This window comes from Marinobacter vulgaris (assembly GCF_003344045.1).
Taxonomy (GTDB): domain Bacteria; phylum Pseudomonadota; class Gammaproteobacteria; order Pseudomonadales; family Oleiphilaceae; genus Marinobacter; species Marinobacter vulgaris.
Genome location: NZ_QFWX01000002.1, coordinates 536,718 through 557,009, shown reverse-complemented (window position 1 = coordinate 557,009; position 20,292 = coordinate 536,718). Strand labels below are relative to the sequence as shown.

The window sequence follows — 20,292 nt, the reverse complement described above, 5'->3', positions numbered from 1 at the left end:
TTCCATGTCCTTCGCGCAGGCAGAGAGAATCGGAGACACCACCGTAGCGCCAGGTCGGCACCATTGACGGGGTGATGTCATTCCGGTCTGCTCACCTTATACGCGAAGGTGCAGTTGTCATCCCTGGCAGGTCTTCGGACTCAGGGGCGTGAACCATCTGGTTCGGCCTTGCGTGGCGACTTCCCGGTGCTAGCCAGTGTCTTTGTGCCTCGCTTGTTCCCCAATACCGCTGCGCGTCAGCTCCGGAGTCTCACCGGATTCCCGGTACCATTTTCAAAACGTCGTCAAAGGCGTTATCACGCATGATGACCGTTGCTAAGTGATTTACCTTTAATCACCATATCTGGTACCTAACCAAGGATAAAAACACTATATACAGTAAAGCCAATCACAACAAGGCACTTTTTGGCCGGTTGCCGGTCACTAACCGCAACCATGGGAGAGCATCATGAATCACGCACTGAACGGTTTACTGGCATCGCTGATCCTGCCCATTCTGGCTGTACCGGCCCAGGCGGATAATGACGATGACTCACTGGTCCGGGCCTTCTCCGCCATGACCTCCCTGGAAGACGGCTGGGAGCCATTGGAGTTTCCGAAGATCGACCGCCACAGCCGCTACCGGTTGGTGCAGGACAACGGCGAACAGGTCGTCAAGGCTACCACCGATAACAGCGCTTCCGGGCTGATTGCACGGGTGTCAGTGGAGCCCGGGGAATCACTGATTCTGCGATGGCGCTGGAAGGTATCCAATGTGTTCGAACAGGGTGACGCCCGCACAAAGGAGGGTGACGACTACCCCGCCCGGATCTACGTCGCCTTCGAGTTCGAGCCTGAGGAAGCCGGTTTCTTCGAGCGCGCCAAACGCAAGACCGTGGAAGTTCTGTTCGGCGAGGAACTGCCCGGCAACGCCCTGAACTATATCTGGGCCAATCGGTTGCCGGTTGGAGAAATCGTTGTTAATCCTTTTACCGACACCACGATGATGGTGGCGGTGAACTCCGGGGAGAGCAACAGCGGTGAGTGGGTGACCGTGGAGCGGGACATTGTTGCGGACTACAAAGAAGCCTTTGGCCGTACACCCCCGAAGCTGGCGGGCGTTGCCATCATGTCGGATTCCGACAACACCGGGGAATCCGCTACCGCCTGGTACGGCGATATCCAGTTGCTCAAGCCCTAAAGCAGATCGGCCAGTCCCGGAAGCTGAAACCCCTTGCTGAACGTCCGCGGCTCGGGAACCTCACCGCGTTCTGCAAGCCGCAGGTAGGCATCGTCAAAGGCGTCACGCAACTGGCTGCTTCGCGGATTCGCCAGCGAGAAAATCCAGGCCGTGTTCCGGATCCGCACGGGATACTCGCGAACCCCCTGGACGGGAAACTCCTCCAGTACCGCCTTCACCGGCTCCTGATAATCCAACAGGTAGTCGCCCCGGCCGCGGCTCAGCATAGCCACCGCCGCCCGGTGATTGGGGGCTTCGGTTACCGCTATGCCGGCAGTCTGCTCGAGACGCTCGGCCAGGCCGCCATAGGTGTAGCCAGAGATCAGGATCAGGGTTTTGTCCCTGAGATCATTGAAGTGCGAAACCGGCTGCTGCTGCTCCATTCCAAAGGCGCTGAGCTGGATTGGCATCGGGCTTACAAAGGTCTCCAGCACTTCCCCCTCAAGGGCAGGCACATCGGTTAATCCGGGCCAGACGTCGATACCCCCGGTGCGCAGATAGAAATAGGCGCGGGTTACCGGCAGATACTCGAACTCCAGATCAAACCCTGCTTCCTCCGCCACACGGCGGGTCAGCTCGATAAAGACGCCTTCGGCACGACCATTTTCAGCCTGGTAAGTCAGCGGGGCCGCATCCATGTACCCGACTTTTACAGAGTCGCGAATTTGCTGGGCCTGACCGGGGCCGGCAAGCGTGAGGATAACGACAAGGAAAACAGTGAGTCCACGAGCGTTAAAACCATGCTCGCAACACCAAAAAATACGGAACACTCGGGTCAGAACTCTGGGGGTTATAGTCATTGTTGCCATCAGCGCCCAAAACTACCAGTTTACACCAGATAGATAACACTGAGCAGACCCACTGTGCCCATGACAATAGTATAGGGGAACGCCATGATCACCATGCGCCCGTAGGACAAACGCACTAACGGGGCAATGGCAGACGTCAGCAGGAACAGGAATGCTGCCTGGCCATTGGGGGTGGCCACGCTGGGCAGGTTGGTGCCGGTATTGATGGCGATCGCCAGTTCCTGGAAATGCGCGTAGTCGATACTGCCGGCGTCCAGGGCCTGTTTGATCTCACTGATATAGACCGTGGCCACGAACACATTATCACTGATCATCGACAGCAGTCCGTTGGCGATAAAGAACATCCCCGGCTGCTGGTCCTTTGGCAGGCTGAGTACAAAATCAATGATCGGCTTGAACAGGTGCTGTTCGTGAATGACCGCAACGATGGCAAAGAACACCACCAGCAGGGAGGTGAAAGGCAGGGATTCCTGGAACGCCTTGCCAATCTGGTGCTCGTCGGTCACACCGGTGAAGGAGGTGATCAGGATAATCACCAGCAGACCAATCAACCCCACCTCTGCCAGGTGAAACGCCAGGCCGATAACCAGTATCAGGGCAGCCAGCGCCTGCACCCACAGCGCAGCCTGGTCCGCCTTGGTACGCTTGACACGTTCGTTGTCGGCGAACTCTTCCAGCACCCGGCGAACCGGTTTCGGCAGGCGGGCCCCGTAACCGAACCAGCGCAGCTTTTCCAGCAACCAGCAGGTGGTCAGGCCGGCGACCAGCACCGGCAGGCTTACCGGCGCCATATGCAGGAAGAAGCTGGCAAAATCCCAGCCTACTACCTTCGCTATCAGCAGGTTCTGGGGCTCACCCACCATGGTGGCCACGCCGCCAAGGGCGGTACCGATGGCGCCATGCATCAGCAGACTGCGCAGAAAGGCCCGGAATTTATCCAGATCCTCCCGGTGCAGTTCGATCACCTGCTCGTCACTGTTGGCGTTATGATCCGCGTGCTGATAGCCCTTGCCGGATGCCACTTTGTGGTACACCGAGTAGAAGCCCACGGCAACGCTGATAATCACCGCGGTTACCGTCAACGCATCCAGAAACGCTGACAGCAGTGCCGCCGCCGCGCAGAAAAGCAGTGACAGCGCCGACTTGGAGCGCACGCCCACCAGTATCTGGGTGAATGTCACCAGCAGCAGCTCTTTCATGAAATAGATGCCGGCCACCATGAACATCAGCAGCAGGATAACCGGGAAGTTGACCAGTACTTCGTGATACACCGCGTCAGCCGTTGTCATGCCTACCAGCAACGCCTCGATGGCGAGCAGGCCTCCCGGCAGCAGGGGATAGCACTTCAGGGCCATGGCCAGGGTAAAGATGAATTCGCCCACCAGAACCCAGCCGGCTACCGCTGGCCCCAGAGTCCAGACAATCAGCGGATTGGCAATCAGAAAAAGGATAATGACCTGTTTGTACCAACTGGGCGCATTACCCAGGAAGTTGTGGGCAAATCCGGAGAGAACGGTCTTGGGCATTGCGGGAGTCTTCTGAGTTAACGGGCGGACGGCAGTATAATGGAACCGGCCGCTATCTTCCTTGATATTTGCGTACCCGGTAATCCATCGAAGGTACCGGGTACGTTACTATTTGGTGCTACCCGCTACCGGAAGGCGTGGCCCTGAGACTAACTGTCAACGGCGTCAGCCACCATCTCTGCGGTGATCGCCGACAGGGTCCAGCCCAGATGGCCGTGCCCGGTGTTATAGAACACCGTCGGCAGCCGGCCCGGCCCGACCCGAGGCATCATGTTGGGCAGCATCGGGCGCAGCCCTGCCCAGGGCACCACGCGCCGGGTACTGACCCCCGGGAAACACTGCTCCACCCAGCGGGTGAGGGGGCGGATCCGGTCATCCCGGATATCGCGATTATACCCACTGAATTCCGCGGTACCGGCGACACGGAAACGGTCATCGCCCAGCCGGCTGGTCACGATCTTGGTGGCATCGTCCAGCAGGCTGACGGTCGGTGCCGCTCCCCGCGAGGCTTCGTCGTCCAGCTCGACGGTGATGGAATAGCCTTTGACCGGGTAAATGTTGACGCGGTCACCCAGCTTCGCCGCCAAGTCGCGGCTGCCTACCCCGGCGCAGATCACAACGCCATCAAAGGTGTCGCGGGTTTGCTCCTCACCATCATGGGACGTTACCCACGCATGGGTCTCGTCGGCACTGAGCTCGGTCACCGAGTGGCCGTAACAGGTCTTGACGCCAAGGCGCTGGATCGCCTCTGCCAGACCACTGGTGAACTTGTGGATATCGCCGGTTGAATCACTTTCGGTAAAAAAACCACCGTAATAGCTGCCGGCCAGGGTGGGTTCGATAGAACGCATTTCATCGGGGGTAACCGCCCTGCGCTCCAGGCCTCCGGCGGCCAGCAGTTTCGAAACGTTGGCAGCGTGGTCAAAGCCGGCCTTGTCGCGATAGATATGCAGGATGCCCTGTTTTTTCAGGTCGAAGTCGATACCTTCCTCCTGCGCCCACGCAAACAGGTGGTCACGGGCGGCAATCGCCAAACGGGCGGTCTCGGTGGTGTTTTTCTCATACTGGGGAATGGCCGCGATAAATTCCGCGAACCAGCTGAGCTTGTGCCAGGAAGGTTGCGGGTTGACCAGGAGCGGCGCATCGCGCCGGAACATCCACTTCATGCCCTTGGTTATGGTCTGCCAGTTGTTCCAGACCTCGGCGTTGGAGGCGGACAACTGGCCGCCGTTGGCAAATGACGTTTCCATTGCCGCGTAACGGTGCTTTTCGTAAACGGTGACATCAAGGCCGCGTTTGGCCAGAGTATAGGCTGTGGTGATACCGGTGATACCACCGCCGATAACTGCAATTCGCTTCATAGCAATCTCCAGGGAGCGTCCAGGGTTTCCTCTCTACACAACGCGGTAGAAAGCACCCCTTCCGTCACTGGACCTGAGAGATTCACGTGTCGATTTAGGGAAACCGACCGCTTGCTCCTTCGGTGTGCCAACAGACGCGGTCGTCGACAACTCTTCGGAAAGTCTTCGCGCTAGCGGTCCTTTTGCCTGAGAGTTTCCGGGGCAGTTGCTCCTTCGGCGCCGGGTACACAGTTGGGTGACCCGGTCTCTCCCGCTAGCGCGTCTGAATTGCCATTAATGGCATTCTGTTTGAGAACATAGCAAAGCTGTGAGGATTTGAACACTCCCACCCTGGCCTGCTATTCGACAGTAACACTCTTCGCCAGGTTACGGGGCTGGTCCACATCGGTACCTTTCAACACGGCCACGTGATACGACAACAGCTGTAAGGGCACCGTATAGACAATAGGCGAGGTGATAGGATGCACCGACGGCAGCGACATCACGTGAAGGCCTTCCTGTGCCTTCACATCCGCTGCCTGGTCGGCAAAGACAAACAACTCGCCACCCCTGGCGCGGACTTCCTCCAGGTTGGACTTCAGTTTCTCCAGCAGTTCGTTGTTCGGAGCCACCGTGACCACCGGCATGTCACCGTCCACCAGCGCCAGGGGGCCGTGCTTGAGTTCACCGGCCGGGTAGGCTTCGGCATGAATGTAGGAGATTTCCTTCAGTTTCAGTGCACCCTCGAGTGCCACCGGGAACATCGCGCCGCGGCCCAGGAACAGGCTGTGGAACTTGTCCATGAAGGATTTCGACAGTTCGACGATCTCGGCATCCAGTGCCAGTACCTGTTCCACCTGCCCGGGAATCAGGCGAATGGCTTCGACAATTTCCGCCTCCCGTGCTTCTTCCAGGCCATTATGACGGGCCAGCGCCAGGGTGAAAATCAGCAGTGCCGTTAGCTGGGTGGTGAACGCCTTGGTGGACGCCACACCGATCTCGGGGCCGGCCTGGGTCATGATCACAAGATCCGATTCCCGCACCAGGGAACTGCCCGGCACGTTGCAGATGGCCATGGCGGCACGGAAACCGGCCTTCTTGGCCTGACGCAGGGCCGCCAGGGTATCGGCGGTTTCCCCCGACTGGGAGATGCACAGAAACAGGGTATCGGGCTGGATAACGTGTTTGCGGTAGCGGAATTCGGAGGCGACTTCCACGGAACAGGGCACCCCGGCCAGGTCCTCAATCCAGTAGCGCGCCACCATGCCGGCGTGGTAACTGGTACCGCAGGCAATGATCTGGACGTGACGGACATTTTCCAGCAGGTTGCCGGCCTGGGTACCCAGTGCCTGCTCCAGCACGCGGGTGTTGGTTATGCGGCCTTCCGTGGTGGCACGGATAACCCGCGGCTGCTCGTGAATCTCCTTGAGCATGAAATGGCGGTACTCGCCTTTTTCGGCGGCGTCGGAGCTGTGCTCGAAACGGGTGATCGCCCGCTCTACCCGTTGTTTGTCGCGGTCATGAATCTCGATACGGTCGCGGCGGATATCGGCAATATCGCCCTCTTCCAGGAACATGAAGCGGTCAGTCACCGGCAGCAGCGCGAGCTGGTCGGACGCAATAAAATTCTCGCCAATGCCCACACCCACCACCAGCGGGCTGCCTTCACGGCAAACCACCATGTGATCCGGCTCATCGGCATGGATTACAGCCAGGGCAAAAGCGCCCCGCAGGCGCTCGATTGCCGTGCTGACCGCCTGGTACAGGGTCTTGCTTATCCGGTACTGTTTTTCAATGAGGTGGACAACCACTTCGGTGTCCGTCTGGGAGGTGAATTCAAAGCCATCGGCTTTCAGCTCTTCCCGCAGTTCCTGGTAATTCTCGATAATCCCGTTGTGGACAATGGCCAGCTGTTCGCCGGACATATGCGGGTGAGCGTTGACCTGTGAAGGCTCGCCGTGGGTAGCCCAACGGGTATGGGCAATACCGGCTACGCCTTCCAGGCCTTCCCCGGAAATAGCCTCGGCCAGCGCGGCAACCTTACCCACTTCCCGCGCCCGGTTGATGGCATGATTGCGGTCAATGACCGCCATCCCGGCTGAGTCGTAACCCCGGTATTCCAGGCGGCGCAGTCCCTCCAGCAAAATACCCTGAACATCCCTTTCCGACACTGCCCCTACAATTCCACACATATAGCTGTCACCTGTTGCGAATGTATCCAAGCCCGTCCAGGCTTTTGAATCAGTCTTTTTTGACCGGGCGTTCCCAGTTATCGATATTACGCTGGCGCCCACGGGCAACAGCGAGCTCACCGGTCGCCACGTCACGGGTGATGGTGGAGCCGGCACCAACGGTGACATTGTCTGCTAATGACACCGGTGCGACCAGGGAGGTATTGGAACCCACGAACACACCGTCTCCCAACACCGTCTGGTACTTGTTCACCCCATCATAATTGCAGGTAATGGTTCCTGCACCCACATTCACGTTACGTCCCAGTATGGCGTCGCCCACATAACTGAGGTGATTGATCTTGCTACCCTCGCCAACCTCGGCCTTCTTGGTTTCCACAAAGTTGCCCACCTTGGTGCTGTCAGCCAGCCGGGTGCCGGGGCGCAGGCGCGCAAAGGGGCCTACCTGAGCGCCGCTGCCGATAGTCGTGCCATCAACCACTGAATTGGCCTCGATACGGCTGCCGGCGCCAATCGTGGCATCGCGGATCACGCAGTTGGGGCCAATGCTGACGTTATCGGCAAGGGCGACGTTGCCCTCGAATACCGCGTTGATATCGATCAACACATCCTCGCCTATGGTCAGGTTTCCGCGCACGTCGATCCTGGCAGGATCCGCCAGGGTGGCGCCTTCGGTCATCAGGCGATTGGCTTGCTGACGCTGATACCAGCGCTCCAGCTCTGCCAGTTGCAGGCGGTTGTTGACGCCTTGCACCTCGTATTCATTGGCCGGCTGCGCCACGGATATTGCCATACCTCTGTCAGCCGCCATGGCGATGATATCCGTGAGGTAGTATTCACCCTGGGCGTTGCTGTTGGAGAGCTGCGGTAGCCAGTCCTTGAGATGGCGGGCGGAAACCGCAAGGATGCCGGTATTGACCTCGGTAATGGCCTTCTGCTGCTCTGTGGCGTCTTTCTGCTCCACGATTGCCGTCACCTTGCCCGCCTCATCCCGGAGAATGCGGCCGTATCCGTCGGGATTCTCAAGCGTCACGGTCAGTAATCCAAGTGAGTCCTCACTGACCTGCTCCACCAGAGCCTCGAGGGTTTCCGGCCGGGTCAACGGCACGTCACCGTAAAGAATCAGAACCCGGGCATCATCCGGCAGCGCCGGCAACGCCTGAGCCACCGCATGACCGGTACCCAGCTGCTGCTGCTGCAATGCCCATTGCACGTCCGCAGCGGGGGTGATGGCCTTGACCGCTTCCGCCCCATGCCCGATGACCCCGTGAATGCCGGCGGCTCCCAGTTTACGGGCGGTGTCCATGACGTGGTGAAGCATGGGTTTTCCGGCAATGCGGTGAAGGACCTTGGGCAGGGCGGATTTCATGCGTGAGCCCTGGCCGGCGGCCAGAATTACAACGTGCAGGGATGTCATAGGTGTGCCAGGCTCCATGCTGGTGGCGGGTTTGCAGGTATTGAACAAAAAAAGCCGCCTCCCTGGCAAATGGCACGCCGGAAAGCTTTCCGGGGGCCATCTGTTTCAGGATGCGGCTCTTGTCAGGCGAAGATCTGCCGATACGCTGGTTCCGGGGGTAACCGGCCTCAGCGAACGTTCTTGCGCAGCTTCTGTATCGTCCGCAACTGGGCGGCAGCTTCTGCCAGCTCGGCTGCGGCACGGGAGTACTCAAACTCGCCTGTCTTGTTCGCCAGTGCCTTTTCAGCTTCTTTCTGGGCTTCCTGTGCCGCTGCCTCGTCCACATCCTTGGCGCGAATAGCGGTGTCAGCCATCAGGGTCACGAGGTTGGGCTGCACTTCCAGGTAGCCACCTGATACGTACAGGATTTCCTCTTTCCCGTCCTGCTTGATGATCCGTACTGCCCCGGGCTTGAGCTCGGTCAGCAGCGGAGCATGGCCCAGCTGTATACCCATTTCACCCTCGGTGCCGGTAGCGATCAGCATCTCTACCAGCCCGGAGTAAATTTTTTCCTCGGCACTTACGACGTCACAATGTACGGTCATAGCCATATTAGATGCCTCTTGGGTCTGAAAGGGAAGGAAGCCTTACTTCTTGCTTTCCTTCTCTTTCATTGCCTTCGCCTTCTCGATCACTTCCTCGATACCGCCGCACATGTAGAAAGCCTGCTCAGGCATTTCATCATATTCACCGTTGAGGATACCTTCGAAGCTGGCAATGGTCTCTTTCAGAGACACGTATTTACCCGGAGAACCGGTAAATACCTCGGCAACGTGGAACGGCTGGGACAGGAAACGCTCGATCTTACGGGCGCGGGATACGGTCAGCTTGTCTTCTTCCGACAGCTCGTCCATGCCCAGAATCGCAATGATGTCTTTCAGTTCTTTATAGCGCTGCAGTACGTTCTGTACGCCGCGGGCAACGTCATAGTGCTGCTCGCCGATTACCAGGGGATCAAGCTGGCGCGAGGTGGAGTCGAGCGGATCGATCGCCGGGTAAATACCCTTGGAAGCGATGTCACGGCTCAGTACCACGGTAGCGTCAAGGTGCGAGAAGGTGGTCGCTGGCGACGGGTCTGTCAGGTCGTCCGCCGGTACATAGACCGCCTGGATAGACGTGATGGAGCCGGTCTTGGTGGAGGTAATACGCTCCTGCAGCTCACCCATTTCCTGGGCCAGGGTCGGCTGATAACCTACCGCGGAAGGCATACGGCCCAGCAGTGCGGATACCTCGGTACCGGCCAGGGTGTAACGGTAGATGTTGTCCACGAACAACAGTACGTCACGGCCTTCGTCACGGAACTTCTCGGCCATGGTCAGGCCGGTCAGTGCTACACGTAGACGGTTTCCGGGAGGCTCGTTCATCTGCCCGTAAACCATGGCAACCTTGTCCAGTACGTTGGAGTCCTTCATCTCGTAGTAGAAGTCGTTACCCTCACGGGTACGCTCACCTACACCGGCGAATACGGACAGACCGGAGTGCTCTTTGGCGATGTTGTTGATAAGTTCCATCATGTTGACGGTCTTACCAACACCGGCGCCGCCGAACAGGCCAACCTTACCACCCTTGGCGAACGGGCAGATCAGGTCGATAACCTTGATGCCGGTTTCCAGCAGGTCGGCAGAGGCTGCCTGGTCTGCATAGCTCGGTGCCTTGCGGTGGATCGCCCAACGCTCTTCTTCACCAATCTCGCCCTGTTCGTCGATAGGACGACCCAGTACGTCCATGATACGACCCAGAGTCTGGGTGCCCACGGGTACCGAAATCGGCTTGCCGGTGTTGTCTGCTTTCAGGCCACGCTTGAGGCCTTCTGTGCTGCCCATTGCGATGGTACGTACAATGCCGTCGCCCAGCTGTTGCTGAACTTCCAGAGTTGTCTCACCACCTTCAAGCAGCAGTGCGTCGTAAACGCCCGGAACGGAGTCACGTGGAAATTCCACGTCGATAACCGCGCCTATGATCTGAACGATATGTCCGCTACTCATGCTCGGTTCCTCGTTATCTTGATAGTCAATAAAACCAGTAGGATTGTGCGCCGGATCAGACCGAAGCTGCGCCGCTCACAATCTCCGAAATTTCTTGCGTAATGGCTGCCTGACGAGCCTTGTTGTACGCCAGCTGGAGTTCGTTAATGATTTCGCCGGCGTTATCTGTCGCGCTCTTCATGGCAATCATTCGAGCGGCCTGCTCACAGGCAAGATTCTCCACCACGCCCTGATAGACCTGGGACTCGATATAGCGTGGCAACAACCCATCCAGGATGGGCCGGGAATCCGGCTCGTAGATGTAATCCCACTGGTGACCGATTTCTTCATCATTGCCTTCCGGCAGTGGCAGAAGCTGCTCTGCGACAGGCTGCTGGGTCATGGTGTTCACGAACTCGTTATAGATCACGTAAAGGCGATCAATCTTGCCTTCCTCAAACGAATCCAGCATGACCTTGACGTTACCGATCAGCTTCTCAGCACTCGGGCTGTCACCGATATGAGTCAGCGCCGCAACCACGTTTCCGCCGTAGCTGCGGAAAAATGACGCACCCTTTTGCCCGATGGCGCAGATATCAGTCTCTACACCCTTTTCTTTCCATGCACGCATTTCACGGACGAGGAGCTTGAACGCGTTGGTGTTCAGACCACCACAGAGCCCCCGATCCGAGGACACCACGATGTAACCGACACGCTTGACGTCACGCTCTTTCATGAACGGATGCACGTAATCCTTGTTGGATTTGGCAATATGTCCAATTGCCTGACGCATCTTTTCCGCATAGGGCCGGGTGGCCTTCATGCGATCCTGAGCCTTGCGCATTTTACTCGCAGCCACCATTTCCATGGCGCTGGTGATCTTCTGCGTGCTCTTGATGCTTCCGATCTGGTTACGTATTTCTTTTCCGACGGCCATAAGTCACTGCCTTTTCAAGTTAGACACTCATGTGGACCAACGGGGCCCGCCGCAGCAGGCCCCGGGCTTACCAGCTTTGAGTGGTCTTGAATTTCTCCAGAGCAGCTTTCAGGCTGGCGGCAATGTCGTCATTGTACTTGCCTTCTTCACCGATCTTGTCGAGCACGTCTTTCTGTTCGGCACGCATCCAGTCAAGCAGTTGCGCTTCGAATTTAACGACGTTATTGACTTCGACATCATCCAGGAAGCCTTCGTTAGCTGCGAACAGTACGGTGCCCATTTCCGCAACGGTCATGGGGCTGTACTGGTTCTGCTTCATCAGCTCGGTTACGCGCTGACCGTGTTCCAGCTGGTTCCGGGTCGCTTCGTCCAGGTCTGATGCAAACTGCGCGAATGCCGCCAGTTCACGGTACTGGGCGAGGGCCAGACGGATGTTACCGCCGAGCTTCTTCATGATCTTGGTCTGGGCAGAGCCACCAACCCGGGATACGGAGATACCGGCGTTCATCGCCGGACGGATACCGGAGTTGAACAGGTTGGTTTCCAGGAAGATCTGACCGTCGGTGATGGAGATCACGTTGGTCGGTACGAACGCGGAAACGTCACCAGCCTGGGTTTCAATGATCGGCAACGCGGTCAATGAACCGGTCTTGCCCTTCACTTCACCGTTGGTCAGCTTTTCAACTTCGTCGGCGTTAATCCGGGAAGCGCGCTCCAGCAAGCGGGAGTGCAGGTAGAATACATCACCCGGGTAGGCTTCACGGCCTGGCGGACGACGCAGCAGCAGGGAGATCTGGCGGTAGGCCACAGCCTGCTTGGACAGATCGTCATAGATGATCAGCGCGTCTTCGCCACGGTCGCGGAAGTACTCGCCCATGGAGGTACCGGAATACGGAGCCAGGAACTGCATCGCAGCAGGATCGGCAGCGCCGGCAGCCACCACGATGGTGTGGTCCATAGCGCCGTGTTCTTCCAGCTTGCGCACAACGCCGGCGATGGAAGACTGCTTCTGACCAATGGCCACGTAGATACACTTGATGCCGGTGTGCTTCTGATTGATGATCGCGTCGATAGCAACGGCGGTTTTACCAATCTGACGGTCACCGATAATCAGCTCACGCTGGCCACGACCGATCGGCACCATGGTGTCGATGGCTTTGAGGCCGGTCTGTACCGGTTCATCGACGGACTGACGCGCGATAACGCCCGGTGCCACCTTCTCGACCGGAGCGGTGAGGGTGTTACCCAGCTCGCCCTTGCCATCGATGGTGTTACCCAGACCGTCAACAACGCGTCCGAGCAGTTCCGGGCCAACCGGAACTTCCAGGATGCGACCGGTACAACGGACTTTCTGGCCCTCGGCCAGATCTTCGTAATCACCCAGTACCACCGAACCAACGGAGTCCCGCTCCAGGTTCAGTGCCATACCGTAGATGCCGTTGGCGAACTCGATCATCTCGCCGTACATAACATCGGCCAGACCGTGAATCCGCACGATACCGTCGGAAACTGAGAGGATTGTGCCTTCGTTCTTTGCTTCCGAAGAGATATCGAGCTTTTCGATTCTCTTCTTGATGATGTCACTGATCTCGGATGGATTCAGTTGCTGCATGCCTTTGTCCTCAAACCTTGTGCTGAAATCAGGAGCCCACGGCGTTGGCCATTTTTGCCAACTTGCCACGAACCGAAGCGTCGATAACCAGGTCGCCCGTACGTATAACCACCCCGCCAATCAGCGACTGATCAACCGAGGATTCAAGTTCGACCTTGCGCTCCAGTTTCCTGGACAGGGCGTCGATCAATTTCTGCTGCTGCTCGGCTGTCATTTCGAACGCTGTGCTCACCTGCATCTTCACCGTGCGTTCAAGATCAGCTCGGTAGAGGCTGAACAGCTCAGATATGGCTGGCAGCAGGGCAAGACGATTGTTTTCAGCAAGAATAGACAGGAAGTTACTGAGCGCCTCGGGAAGCTGCTCTTCAAAACAGTCAGCGAGAAGCTGTGCCTTGCGTTGCTCAGCCAGGCCGGGTTTGGCCAGGATGACCTTTACCTGTTCGTTGGCCGCAACCTGAGCCGCGAAAGCCAGGGCCTGATCCCACAGATCAATGGCGTCCTGGTCCTTCGCAGCATCAAAAACGGCTTTCGCGTAGGGTCGGGCTAACGTAGTCAGTTCTGCCATGATGACCCTCGCTTAGAGTTCCGCGGCCAGCTTGTCCAGCATCTCGCTGTGAGCTTTGGCGTCTACAGAGGTTTCCAGGATCTTCTCGGCACCGGCAATGGCAATAGCTGCCACTTCTGCCCTGAGTGCATCACGAGCCTGAACACGCTCCTGTTGAATTTCCGCCCGGGCCTGTTCAATGATTTTCTCGCCTTCTTTGCGAGCATCATCCTTGGAGGCCTCAACGATCTGGGCGGCACGCTTGTTAGCCTGGTCAATCAGAGCTGCAGATTCTTCTTTCGCTTTCTGCATTTCCTTGGAGGCTTTTTCCTGCGCAAGTTCCAGATCGAGGGAAGCCCGATCTGCGGCAGAGAGGCCGTCGGCAATTTTCTTCTGGCGCGCACTCATGGCCTCGGTAATCGGAGGCCATACATATTTGACGCAGAACCAGACGAAAATAGCGAAGGCAATCGTTTGCCCTATTAACGTAAGGTTTATATTCACGGCGGTGTACCTCTTGCTATTCGTTGCGTCCCGGTGTCCGTAGAGCGGGGCGCGGTCTCAGTCTTGGAGAACGACACCCGACTCTTTCGGCTGATTAACCAGCTACAACGAAGATCAGGTACATCGCGATACCAACACCGATCATGGGAACGGCGTCGAGCAGACCGGCCATGATGAAAGCCTTGGTTTGAAGCTGGTTGCCAAGTTCTGGCTGGCGAGCAGTAGACTCAAGCAGCTTGCCACCGAGCAGACCGAAACCAATACCAGCGCCCAGGGCACCCAGTCCGATGATCAGTGCTGCTGCAATAAATACCATTTCCATTGAAGACTCCTCAGTTTTCTCAGATAGTTAAGGGTTTATTTTCGGGTATCAGTGATCTTCGTGCGCAGCGCTGAGGTAAACCACAGCCAGCGTTGTAAAGATAAAGGCCTGCAGCGTAATTACCAACAGGTGGAAGATGGCCCAGGGTACGTTCAGGGACCACTGGATCCACAATGGTAACAGTGCAATCAGGATGAATATGACCTCACCGGCGTACATGTTACCGAACAGACGCAGTGCCAGGCTGATCGGCTTGATGATCAGCGCCAGCAGCTCGAGCACGAGGTTGAACGGTACCAGGGACCAGTGATTGAACGGTGTGAATGACAGCTCCTTGGCGAAACCGCCGGCGCCTTTAACCTTGAAGCTGTAGAACAGAATCAGCAGGAATACGCCGAGCGCGATGCCAAAGGTACCGTTGGGATCCGTTGTCGGCACGATCTTGAAGTATTCCAGCCCCATTGCATGGGCGATGGAAGGTATGTAGTCCACCGGGATCAGCTTCAGACTGTTCATCAGGAAGATCCACACGAACAGGGTCAGGGCCAGTGGCGCAATCAGCGGGTTCCTGCCATGGAAAACGTCGCGCACGATGTTCTGTATGAACTCTACCGTCATTTCGACGAAGTTCTGCAGACCCGAGGGTGTGTCGGTTGTCGCTCTTTTGGCCACGAACCGGAACAGGCCCAGGAAAAGCACACCCATGGCGATCGACCAGCCCATGGTGTCTACGTGGACCGCCATGAAACCCATATCCATCGCTTCCTGCCCGGTGCGGGCCATGGTCCAGGTTGCTTCCTCAACGACGGTGCCGTCGGCACGCTCGTAGCCTTCCGGCAACTTGCCGTAGGTCAGGTTCGTTAGGTGGTGTTTTATATACTCTACTGGGGTACCAGCTGCCATACTGTTCTCGTCCAGTCATCGCTGTGGTTGTGGCCGGATGAACCAACGCAGAAGCGGGCTCAGCGCAACCATCACAGCAAAAGTGAATAACAGAGCCGGCACATGTACAGGCTCCATCAAGATGAAAACGGCCGCAAAAAAGACGGCGGTCAGGGCCAGCTTGACGGTTTCAGCCCTGAACATGTTGCCCACCACCAGGTGCGCATTCCGCGCTCCCTCAAACCGGTACATCCGGTGGGCAAAGTACGCGTTTGGTATGACATATATAAGACCGCCGACAAACGCGGAATAACCAGCCAAACGACTTTCTGTATACCAGGCAAGGCTCAATACAACAATGAGCCCCGTTTCAATTGCCAGCCACTGTAGAAACGGCAACCGGTTAATACGCTTTCTGGTCGGGGACATGGAACCAGCCTGAAAAATGGTCATGCGTACGTGAAACCTGCTTCCTGTCACACCCTGCCCGGAGTTTATGCAAGCGCGCGAAATTATATGTGTTAACCGGTGGCTGTTCAACCGGGCGGTCACGAAAATTTGGTGGAAAAATAGCCAGTTTTCCCGGTAGTTCGCATCAATATCACACAGGTTGTGTTTTTAAACAATTCATATCACGACATGTGGTGTTTTTAGGCCAAACCACTACTTTGGCACTATCGACCAATGATACTACTTGATGTGCCCAAGGATGCCATCGAGCTCATCCAGTGAGGTGTACTGGATCACCAACTTGCCTTTTCCGCGCTGGCCGTGATCAATGGATACTCGCGCACCAAGCCGTTCTGCCAGGTCATCCTGCAGTGCCCGTATATTCGGGTCCAGCTCGCCCCGGGTTTTCCGGTCACCCGGGGTTTCCTGCTGCACCCGGCGAACCAGCGCCTCGGTCTGGCGAACGGAGAGGGATTTGGCCACCACCTGTTTCGCCACCTGCATCTGCTGTTCGGGCTGCAATGTGAGCATCGCCCGCCCATGGCCCATTTCCAGGTCTCCGTGTTCCAGCATCAACCTCACATCTTCAGACAGGCTGATCAGGCGCAACAGGTTGGTGATGGTGGTACGGGACTTGCCCACGGCTTCCGCCACCTGTGTCTGGGTCAGGTCGAATTCATCCTGCAGGCGCTGCAGCGCGAAGGCTTCTTCTATAGGGTTGAGGTTTTCGCGCTGGATATTCTCGATCAGCGCCATGGCAATGGCTGCATCATCCGGGACGTCACGGATGATGGCGGGGATGCGGTCAAGTTCCGCCATCTGGGTGGCGCGCCAGCGGCGCTCGCCGGCAATCAGCTCAAAGCGGCCTTCGGCAACCGGGCGCACCACGACCGGCTGCATTACGCCCTGCTGACGAATGGAGTCCGCCAGTTCCTGCAGGGCTGCCGGGTCCATGTCCCGGCGGGGCTGGAACCGGCCACGCTGGATGAGGTCGATGGGAACGTCCCGCAGTTCGCCGTCGTGGTCCTTCAGTTCCTGGTCCAGGTTGACCCTGGAGCCCTGCAACAGAGCGCCCAGTCCGCGCTCACCCAGTCCTCGTTTCTTCGCCGCCATGGTGTTTGTCATTCTTCCCGATGAAAAATCTGTGTGCAAAGGAGAGGTAGTTTACACGGCAACCGCCGCGGATGTCTTTTGTGAACCATGCCGGCGCACCATTTCGCCCGCCAGCGCCAGGTAAGCAATCGCACCCTTGGAAGTCCGATCGTATTTCAGGGCCGGCAGGCCATAACTGGGGGCCTCCGCCAGGCGCACGTTACGGGGAATCACCGCCTTGTAGACCTTGTCGCCGAAGAACTCGTTGAGCTGACCGGAGACATCCAGGGTCAGACTGTTGCGGGGGTCGTACATGGTGCGCAGTATGCCTTCGACCTGCAGGTCCGGATTAACGGTTTCCTGAATCTGCTCAACCGTGTTCATCAATGCCGCCAGACCCTCCAGCGCGTAGTACTCGCACTGCATGGGGATCAGTACCGTATCCGCCGCCGAAAGTGCATTGACGGTCAGCAGGCTGAGTGACGGTGGGCAATCAATGAGGATGTAGTCGTAATTTTCCCGCACCTTGTTGAGCGCCAGCCGCAGCCGATGCTCGCGGCCGATCTCGTTCATCAGCTCCACTTCCGCGGCCGTCAGGTCTCCGTTGGAGGGCAGGATGTCAAAGCCGGACGCTTCTGCCCGGAAGATGACTTCTGCGGCGGTGGCGCGCTTGGTGAGCATGTCATAGCCGGAGCGCTCGAGGGCATTCTTGTCGACCCCGCTGCCCATGGTGGCGTTGCCCTGTGGATCCATGTCCACCAGCAACACACGGCGCTTGGTTGCAGCCAGGGAGGCGGCCAGGTTGACGCAGGTGGTGGTTTTGCCAACACCGCCTTTCTGATTGGTCACTGCAATCACACGCGCCATGACTAGCCTCCTGTGGTGAAATTCTGATGACTGGAATCGCGGGCGATCACCAGCAGATGGCGGTCGCCATCCGAGCCGGGTACCGATAACGAGTGCCGGGACCTTACCTGCCAGCCCGCAGGCAGGGCAGCTACCTCATCATCCGGAAACTGGCCTTTCATGGCAAGGAACTCGCCCTCATCCGCAAGCAGATGTCCACACCAGGTGACCAGATTGTCCAGTGCTGTGAACGCGCGGCTGGTGATCTGCCGATACTGAATGGACGGATCACAGCTTTCGGCCCGACCATGGATCACAGCCACGTTCTGCAGGCCCAGCTCCAGCACGCACTGGGTCAGGAAGCGGGTTTTCTTGCTGTTGCTGTCCAGAAGTGTAAATCGCCTATCGGGCAAGGCAATGGCCAGGGGAATACCTGGCAGTCCACCACCGGCACCCACATCCAGCAGATGATCGGCAGTGACAAACGGCAGGATGCTGAGGCTGTCCAGCAGCTGGCGCGAGACCATTTCCCCCGGCTCCCGCACCGCGGTGAGGTTATAGGCCCGGTTCCACTTGTTAAGCAGGGTCAGAAACGCCAGCAGCTGTTGCTGACTGGCATTATCCAGTTCCAGATCCAGCCCGGCCAGCCCTTCGCAGAGTTGGCGCTGCCACAGTGCGTCGCTCATGAGTCCACTCAGGCAGATTGCTTGCGCAACAGGTCGCGCTTCTTGAGATGCACCAGCACCTGGGAAATCGCCGCCGGAGTCACACCCTGAATGCGTGAGGCCTGGGCCACGGTTTCCGGCCGGACCTCCTTGAGCTTCTGCCTGATCTCGTTGGACAGGCCGCCAATGGCATCGAAATCAATGTCGTCCGGCAGGCGGGTATTCTCGTTCCGGCGCAGGCGTTCTATTTCGTCGGTCTGACGGGAAATATAGCCCTCGTACTTGATCTCGATTTCCACCTGATCCGCAACAATGGGATCGTCGGCGATACCCTCTGCCATCTGTACAATGTGGCTGTAATTGATCTCCGGGCGCCGCAGCAGTTCCGCCAGGGTCTGGTCACGATTCATCGGCTGGCGCAGAAAGCCGTTGGCGGCCTCGCCGCCGGGCGTGCCCGGATGGATACGGGTGGTTTCCAGGCGCTTGCGCTCGGCGGCGATGGCTTCGCGCTTGGTATTGAAGGCCTGCCAGCGCTGGTCATCCACAAGTCCGAGCTTGTGGCCGGTTTCGGTCAGACGCAGGTCGGCGTTGTCTTCCCGCAGGATCAGCCGGTATTCGGCACGGCTGGTAAACATGCGGTAGGGCTCGGAAGTACCAATGGTGATCAGGTCATCGACCAGTACGCCGAGATAGGCCTCGTCACGACGGGGATACCATTCGTCCCGCTCCTGGGCGCGCAGCGCGGCGTTGATACCCGCCAGCAGGCCCTGGGCACCGGCTTCTTCGTAGCCGGTGGTGCCATTGATCTGGCCGGCAAAGTACAGACCCTGGATAAACTTGGTTTCCAGGGTATGACGCAGGTCCTGGGGGTTCAGGAAATCGTATTCGATGGCATAGCCCGGGCGAGTGATGTGAGCATTCTCGAAACCGGGAATGGTGCGCACGGCCGCCAGCTGGATATCAAACGGCAGGCTGGTGGAAATACCATTGGGATACAGCTCGTTGGTAGTCAGCCCCTCCGGCTCCACAAAAATCTGGTGCGAATCCTTGTCCGCAAAGCGGTTGACCTTGTCCTCAATGGACGGGCAGTAACGCGGACCGATGCCCTCGATATTGCCGGCAAACATCGGGGAACGGTCAAAGCCGCTGCGGATAATATCGTGAGTCTGCTCGGTGGTGCGGGTGACATAGCAGCACACCTGCTCGGGATGCTGGTCGCGGGAACCCAGGAACGACATCACCGGGGCCGGGTCATCCCCCCACTGCTCCTGCATCACGGAAAAATCCACGCTGCGGGCATCAATACGGGGCGGGGTACCGGTTTTCAGGCGCCCGACATTGAACGGCAGCTCTCGCAGACGCTGGGCCAGGGCATTGGCGGGTGCGTCGCCGGCACGACCACCGGAGTGCTGCTGCATGCCAATGTGGATTACACCACCAAGGAAGGTGCCTGTGGTCAGCACCACCGTCGGTGCCCGGAAACGGATGCCGGACTGGGTCACCACACCGGTAATGCGCTCGCCTTCCACGATCAGGTCGTCGGCGGCCTGCTGGAACAGGGTCAGGTTGGGCTGGTTTTCCAGAATTTCGCGAATGGCTGCCTTGTACAGCACCCGGTCTGCCTGGGCGCGGGTAGCGCGAACCGCCGGGCCCTTGCGGGAATTGAGCACGCGAAACTGGATACCGGCCTTGTCGGTCGCCATGGCCATGGCACCGCCGAGGGCATCGATTTCCTTCACCAGGTGGCTTTTGCCAATGCCGCCAATCGCCGGATTACAGGACATCTGGCCGAGGGTTTCAATATTGTGGGTCAGCAGCAGGGTCCGGGAACCCATGCGTGCAGCCGCCAGCGCGGCTTCAGTGCCGGCATGGCCACCACCAATGACAATCACATCGAAACGGGTCGGATAATCCACTACATCACCTCGGCAA

The 20,292-nt window shown here is 58.1% G+C and carries 19 protein-coding genes and 2 riboswitches; of the genes, 1 reads left to right on the top strand and 18 read right to left on the bottom strand.

From position 1 onward, the window contains the following. Positions 1-108 precede the first annotated feature (108 nt). Positions 109-304, bottom strand: a riboswitch (cobalamin riboswitch). Between the two features lie 144 nt (positions 305-448). Next, entirely contained in the window at positions 449-1,180 is a 732-nt protein-coding gene (locus DIT71_RS05760) for a DUF3047 domain-containing protein (RefSeq protein WP_114612236.1), read from the top strand. Here the strand turns inward: DIT71_RS05760 and DIT71_RS05755 are convergent. The 18 genes from DIT71_RS05755 to mnmG form a co-directional block, all read right to left on the bottom strand. Next, a complete protein-coding gene (locus DIT71_RS05755; protein ID WP_227537964.1) occupies positions 1,177-1,989 on the bottom strand; it encodes a substrate-binding periplasmic protein in 813 nt (270 codons plus the stop codon). The genes DIT71_RS05760 and DIT71_RS05755 overlap by 4 nt on opposite strands. A 59-nt stretch (positions 1,990-2,048) precedes the next feature. Beyond that, positions 2,049-3,554, bottom strand: a complete 1,506-nt coding sequence (nhaB, locus tag DIT71_RS05750; RefSeq protein ID WP_114612234.1) for a sodium/proton antiporter NhaB — start codon at positions 3,552-3,554, stop codon at positions 2,049-2,051. Between the two features lie 149 nt (positions 3,555-3,703). Further along, complete coding sequence (locus tag DIT71_RS05745) at positions 3,704-4,915, bottom strand: D-amino acid dehydrogenase (RefSeq protein WP_114612233.1); 1,212 nt, start codon at positions 4,913-4,915, stop codon at positions 3,704-3,706. 164 nt (positions 4,916-5,079) lie between these two features. Continuing rightward, positions 5,080-5,178, bottom strand: a riboswitch (glycine riboswitch). Positions 5,179-5,253: 75 nt separating this feature from the next. Further along, a complete protein-coding gene (glmS, locus tag DIT71_RS05740) occupies positions 5,254-7,086 on the bottom strand; it encodes a glutamine--fructose-6-phosphate transaminase (isomerizing) (protein WP_114612232.1) in 1,833 nt (610 codons plus the stop codon). 49 nt (positions 7,087-7,135) lie between these two features. Further along, complete coding sequence (gene glmU, locus DIT71_RS05735) at positions 7,136-8,503, bottom strand: bifunctional UDP-N-acetylglucosamine diphosphorylase/glucosamine-1-phosphate N-acetyltransferase GlmU (protein WP_114612360.1); 1,368 nt, start codon at positions 8,501-8,503, stop codon at positions 7,136-7,138. Positions 8,504-8,670: 167 nt separating this feature from the next. Continuing rightward, the gene (locus DIT71_RS05730) at positions 8,671-9,093 is read right to left on the bottom strand and encodes a F0F1 ATP synthase subunit epsilon (protein WP_114612231.1); all 423 of its coding nucleotides are present in this window, start codon (positions 9,091-9,093) and stop codon (positions 8,671-8,673) included. A 36-nt stretch (positions 9,094-9,129) separates the two neighbouring features. Continuing rightward, positions 9,130-10,527 carry a F0F1 ATP synthase subunit beta gene (gene atpD / locus DIT71_RS05725; protein WP_114612230.1) on the bottom strand — a complete coding sequence of 466 codons (1,398 nt, stop codon included), beginning with the start codon at positions 10,525-10,527 and terminating at the stop codon, positions 9,130-9,132. A 55-nt stretch (positions 10,528-10,582) separates the two neighbouring features. After that, a complete protein-coding gene (atpG, locus tag DIT71_RS05720; protein WP_114612229.1) occupies positions 10,583-11,443 on the bottom strand; it encodes a F0F1 ATP synthase subunit gamma in 861 nt (286 codons plus the stop codon). A 67-nt stretch (positions 11,444-11,510) separates the two neighbouring features. Further along, positions 11,511-13,055 (bottom strand): F0F1 ATP synthase subunit alpha, encoded by a 1,545-nt coding sequence (atpA, locus tag DIT71_RS05715; protein ID WP_114612228.1) that lies wholly within the window; start codon positions 13,053-13,055, stop codon positions 11,511-11,513. A gap of 28 nt (positions 13,056-13,083) precedes the next feature. Next, on the bottom strand, positions 13,084-13,620 hold the full coding sequence (locus tag DIT71_RS05710) for a F0F1 ATP synthase subunit delta (protein WP_114612227.1): 537 nt from the start codon (positions 13,618-13,620) through the stop codon (positions 13,084-13,086). Between the two features lie 12 nt (positions 13,621-13,632). After that, a complete protein-coding gene (locus DIT71_RS05705) occupies positions 13,633-14,103 on the bottom strand; it encodes a F0F1 ATP synthase subunit B (protein WP_114612226.1) in 471 nt (156 codons plus the stop codon). 94 nt (positions 14,104-14,197) lie between these two features. After that, positions 14,198-14,425: a F0F1 ATP synthase subunit C gene (gene atpE, locus DIT71_RS05700; protein ID WP_027830230.1), complete on the bottom strand. Its 228-nt coding sequence runs from the start codon at positions 14,423-14,425 to the stop codon at positions 14,198-14,200. A gap of 48 nt (positions 14,426-14,473) precedes the next feature. Further along, the gene (atpB, locus tag DIT71_RS05695; RefSeq protein WP_114612225.1) at positions 14,474-15,328 is read right to left on the bottom strand and encodes a F0F1 ATP synthase subunit A; all 855 of its coding nucleotides are present in this window, start codon (positions 15,326-15,328) and stop codon (positions 14,474-14,476) included. A 15-nt stretch (positions 15,329-15,343) separates the two neighbouring features. Continuing rightward, positions 15,344-15,760, bottom strand: coding sequence for an ATP synthase subunit I (locus DIT71_RS05690; RefSeq protein WP_227537963.1), 417 nt, complete (start codon positions 15,758-15,760; stop codon positions 15,344-15,346). Positions 15,761-15,997: 237 nt separating this feature from the next. Then, positions 15,998-16,870: a ParB/RepB/Spo0J family partition protein gene (locus DIT71_RS05685; protein WP_114612358.1), complete on the bottom strand. Its 873-nt coding sequence runs from the start codon at positions 16,868-16,870 to the stop codon at positions 15,998-16,000. Between the two features lie 51 nt (positions 16,871-16,921). Further along, positions 16,922-17,716, bottom strand: coding sequence for a ParA family protein (locus DIT71_RS05680; RefSeq protein ID WP_114612224.1), 795 nt, complete (start codon positions 17,714-17,716; stop codon positions 16,922-16,924). A gap of 2 nt (positions 17,717-17,718) precedes the next feature. Next, positions 17,719-18,381, bottom strand: a complete 663-nt coding sequence (rsmG, locus tag DIT71_RS05675) for a 16S rRNA (guanine(527)-N(7))-methyltransferase RsmG (RefSeq protein ID WP_114612223.1) — start codon at positions 18,379-18,381, stop codon at positions 17,719-17,721. Between the two features lie 8 nt (positions 18,382-18,389). Beyond that, a complete protein-coding gene (gene mnmG / locus DIT71_RS05670; protein WP_114612222.1) occupies positions 18,390-20,276 on the bottom strand; it encodes a tRNA uridine-5-carboxymethylaminomethyl(34) synthesis enzyme MnmG in 1,887 nt (628 codons plus the stop codon). Between the last annotated feature and the right edge of the window lie 16 nt (positions 20,277-20,292).

Excerpts from the sequence above, each read along its gene's own strand:
- glmU (WP_114612360.1), bottom strand. The coding sequence starts at position 8,503 with ATGACATCCCTGCACGTTGTAATTCTGGCCGCCGGCCAGGGCTCACGC.
- DIT71_RS05680 (WP_114612224.1), bottom strand. The coding sequence starts at position 17,716 with ATGGCGCGTGTGATTGCAGTGACCAATCAGAAAGGCGGTGTTGGCAAA.
- atpE (WP_027830230.1), bottom strand. The coding sequence starts at position 14,425 with ATGGAAATGGTATTTATTGCAGCAGCACTGATCATCGGACTGGGTGCC.
- nhaB (WP_114612234.1), bottom strand. The coding sequence starts at position 3,554 with ATGCCCAAGACCGTTCTCTCCGGATTTGCCCACAACTTCCTGGGTAAT.
- glmS (WP_114612232.1), bottom strand. The coding sequence starts at position 7,086 with ATGTGTGGAATTGTAGGGGCAGTGTCGGAAAGGGATGTTCAGGGTATT.
- DIT71_RS05730 (WP_114612231.1), bottom strand. The coding sequence starts at position 9,093 with ATGGCTATGACCGTACATTGTGACGTCGTAAGTGCCGAGGAAAAAATT.
- atpD (WP_114612230.1), bottom strand. The coding sequence starts at position 10,527 with ATGAGTAGCGGACATATCGTTCAGATCATAGGCGCGGTTATCGACGTG.
- atpB (WP_114612225.1), bottom strand. The coding sequence starts at position 15,328 with ATGGCAGCTGGTACCCCAGTAGAGTATATAAAACACCACCTAACGAAC.
- DIT71_RS05690 (WP_227537963.1), bottom strand. The coding sequence starts at position 15,760 with ATGACCATTTTTCAGGCTGGTTCCATGTCCCCGACCAGAAAGCGTATT.
- DIT71_RS05745 (WP_114612233.1), bottom strand. The coding sequence starts at position 4,915 with ATGAAGCGAATTGCAGTTATCGGCGGTGGTATCACCGGTATCACCACA.
- rsmG (WP_114612223.1), bottom strand. The coding sequence starts at position 18,381 with ATGAGCGACGCACTGTGGCAGCGCCAACTCTGCGAAGGGCTGGCCGGG.
- DIT71_RS05685 (WP_114612358.1), bottom strand. The coding sequence starts at position 16,870 with ATGGCGGCGAAGAAACGAGGACTGGGTGAGCGCGGACTGGGCGCTCTG.
- atpA (WP_114612228.1), bottom strand. The coding sequence starts at position 13,055 with ATGCAGCAACTGAATCCATCCGAGATCAGTGACATCATCAAGAAGAGA.
- atpG (WP_114612229.1), bottom strand. The coding sequence starts at position 11,443 with ATGGCCGTCGGAAAAGAAATACGTAACCAGATCGGAAGCATCAAGAGC.
- DIT71_RS05760 (WP_114612236.1), top strand. The coding sequence starts at position 449 with ATGAATCACGCACTGAACGGTTTACTGGCATCGCTGATCCTGCCCATT.
- DIT71_RS05710 (WP_114612227.1), bottom strand. The coding sequence starts at position 13,620 with ATGGCAGAACTGACTACGTTAGCCCGACCCTACGCGAAAGCCGTTTTT.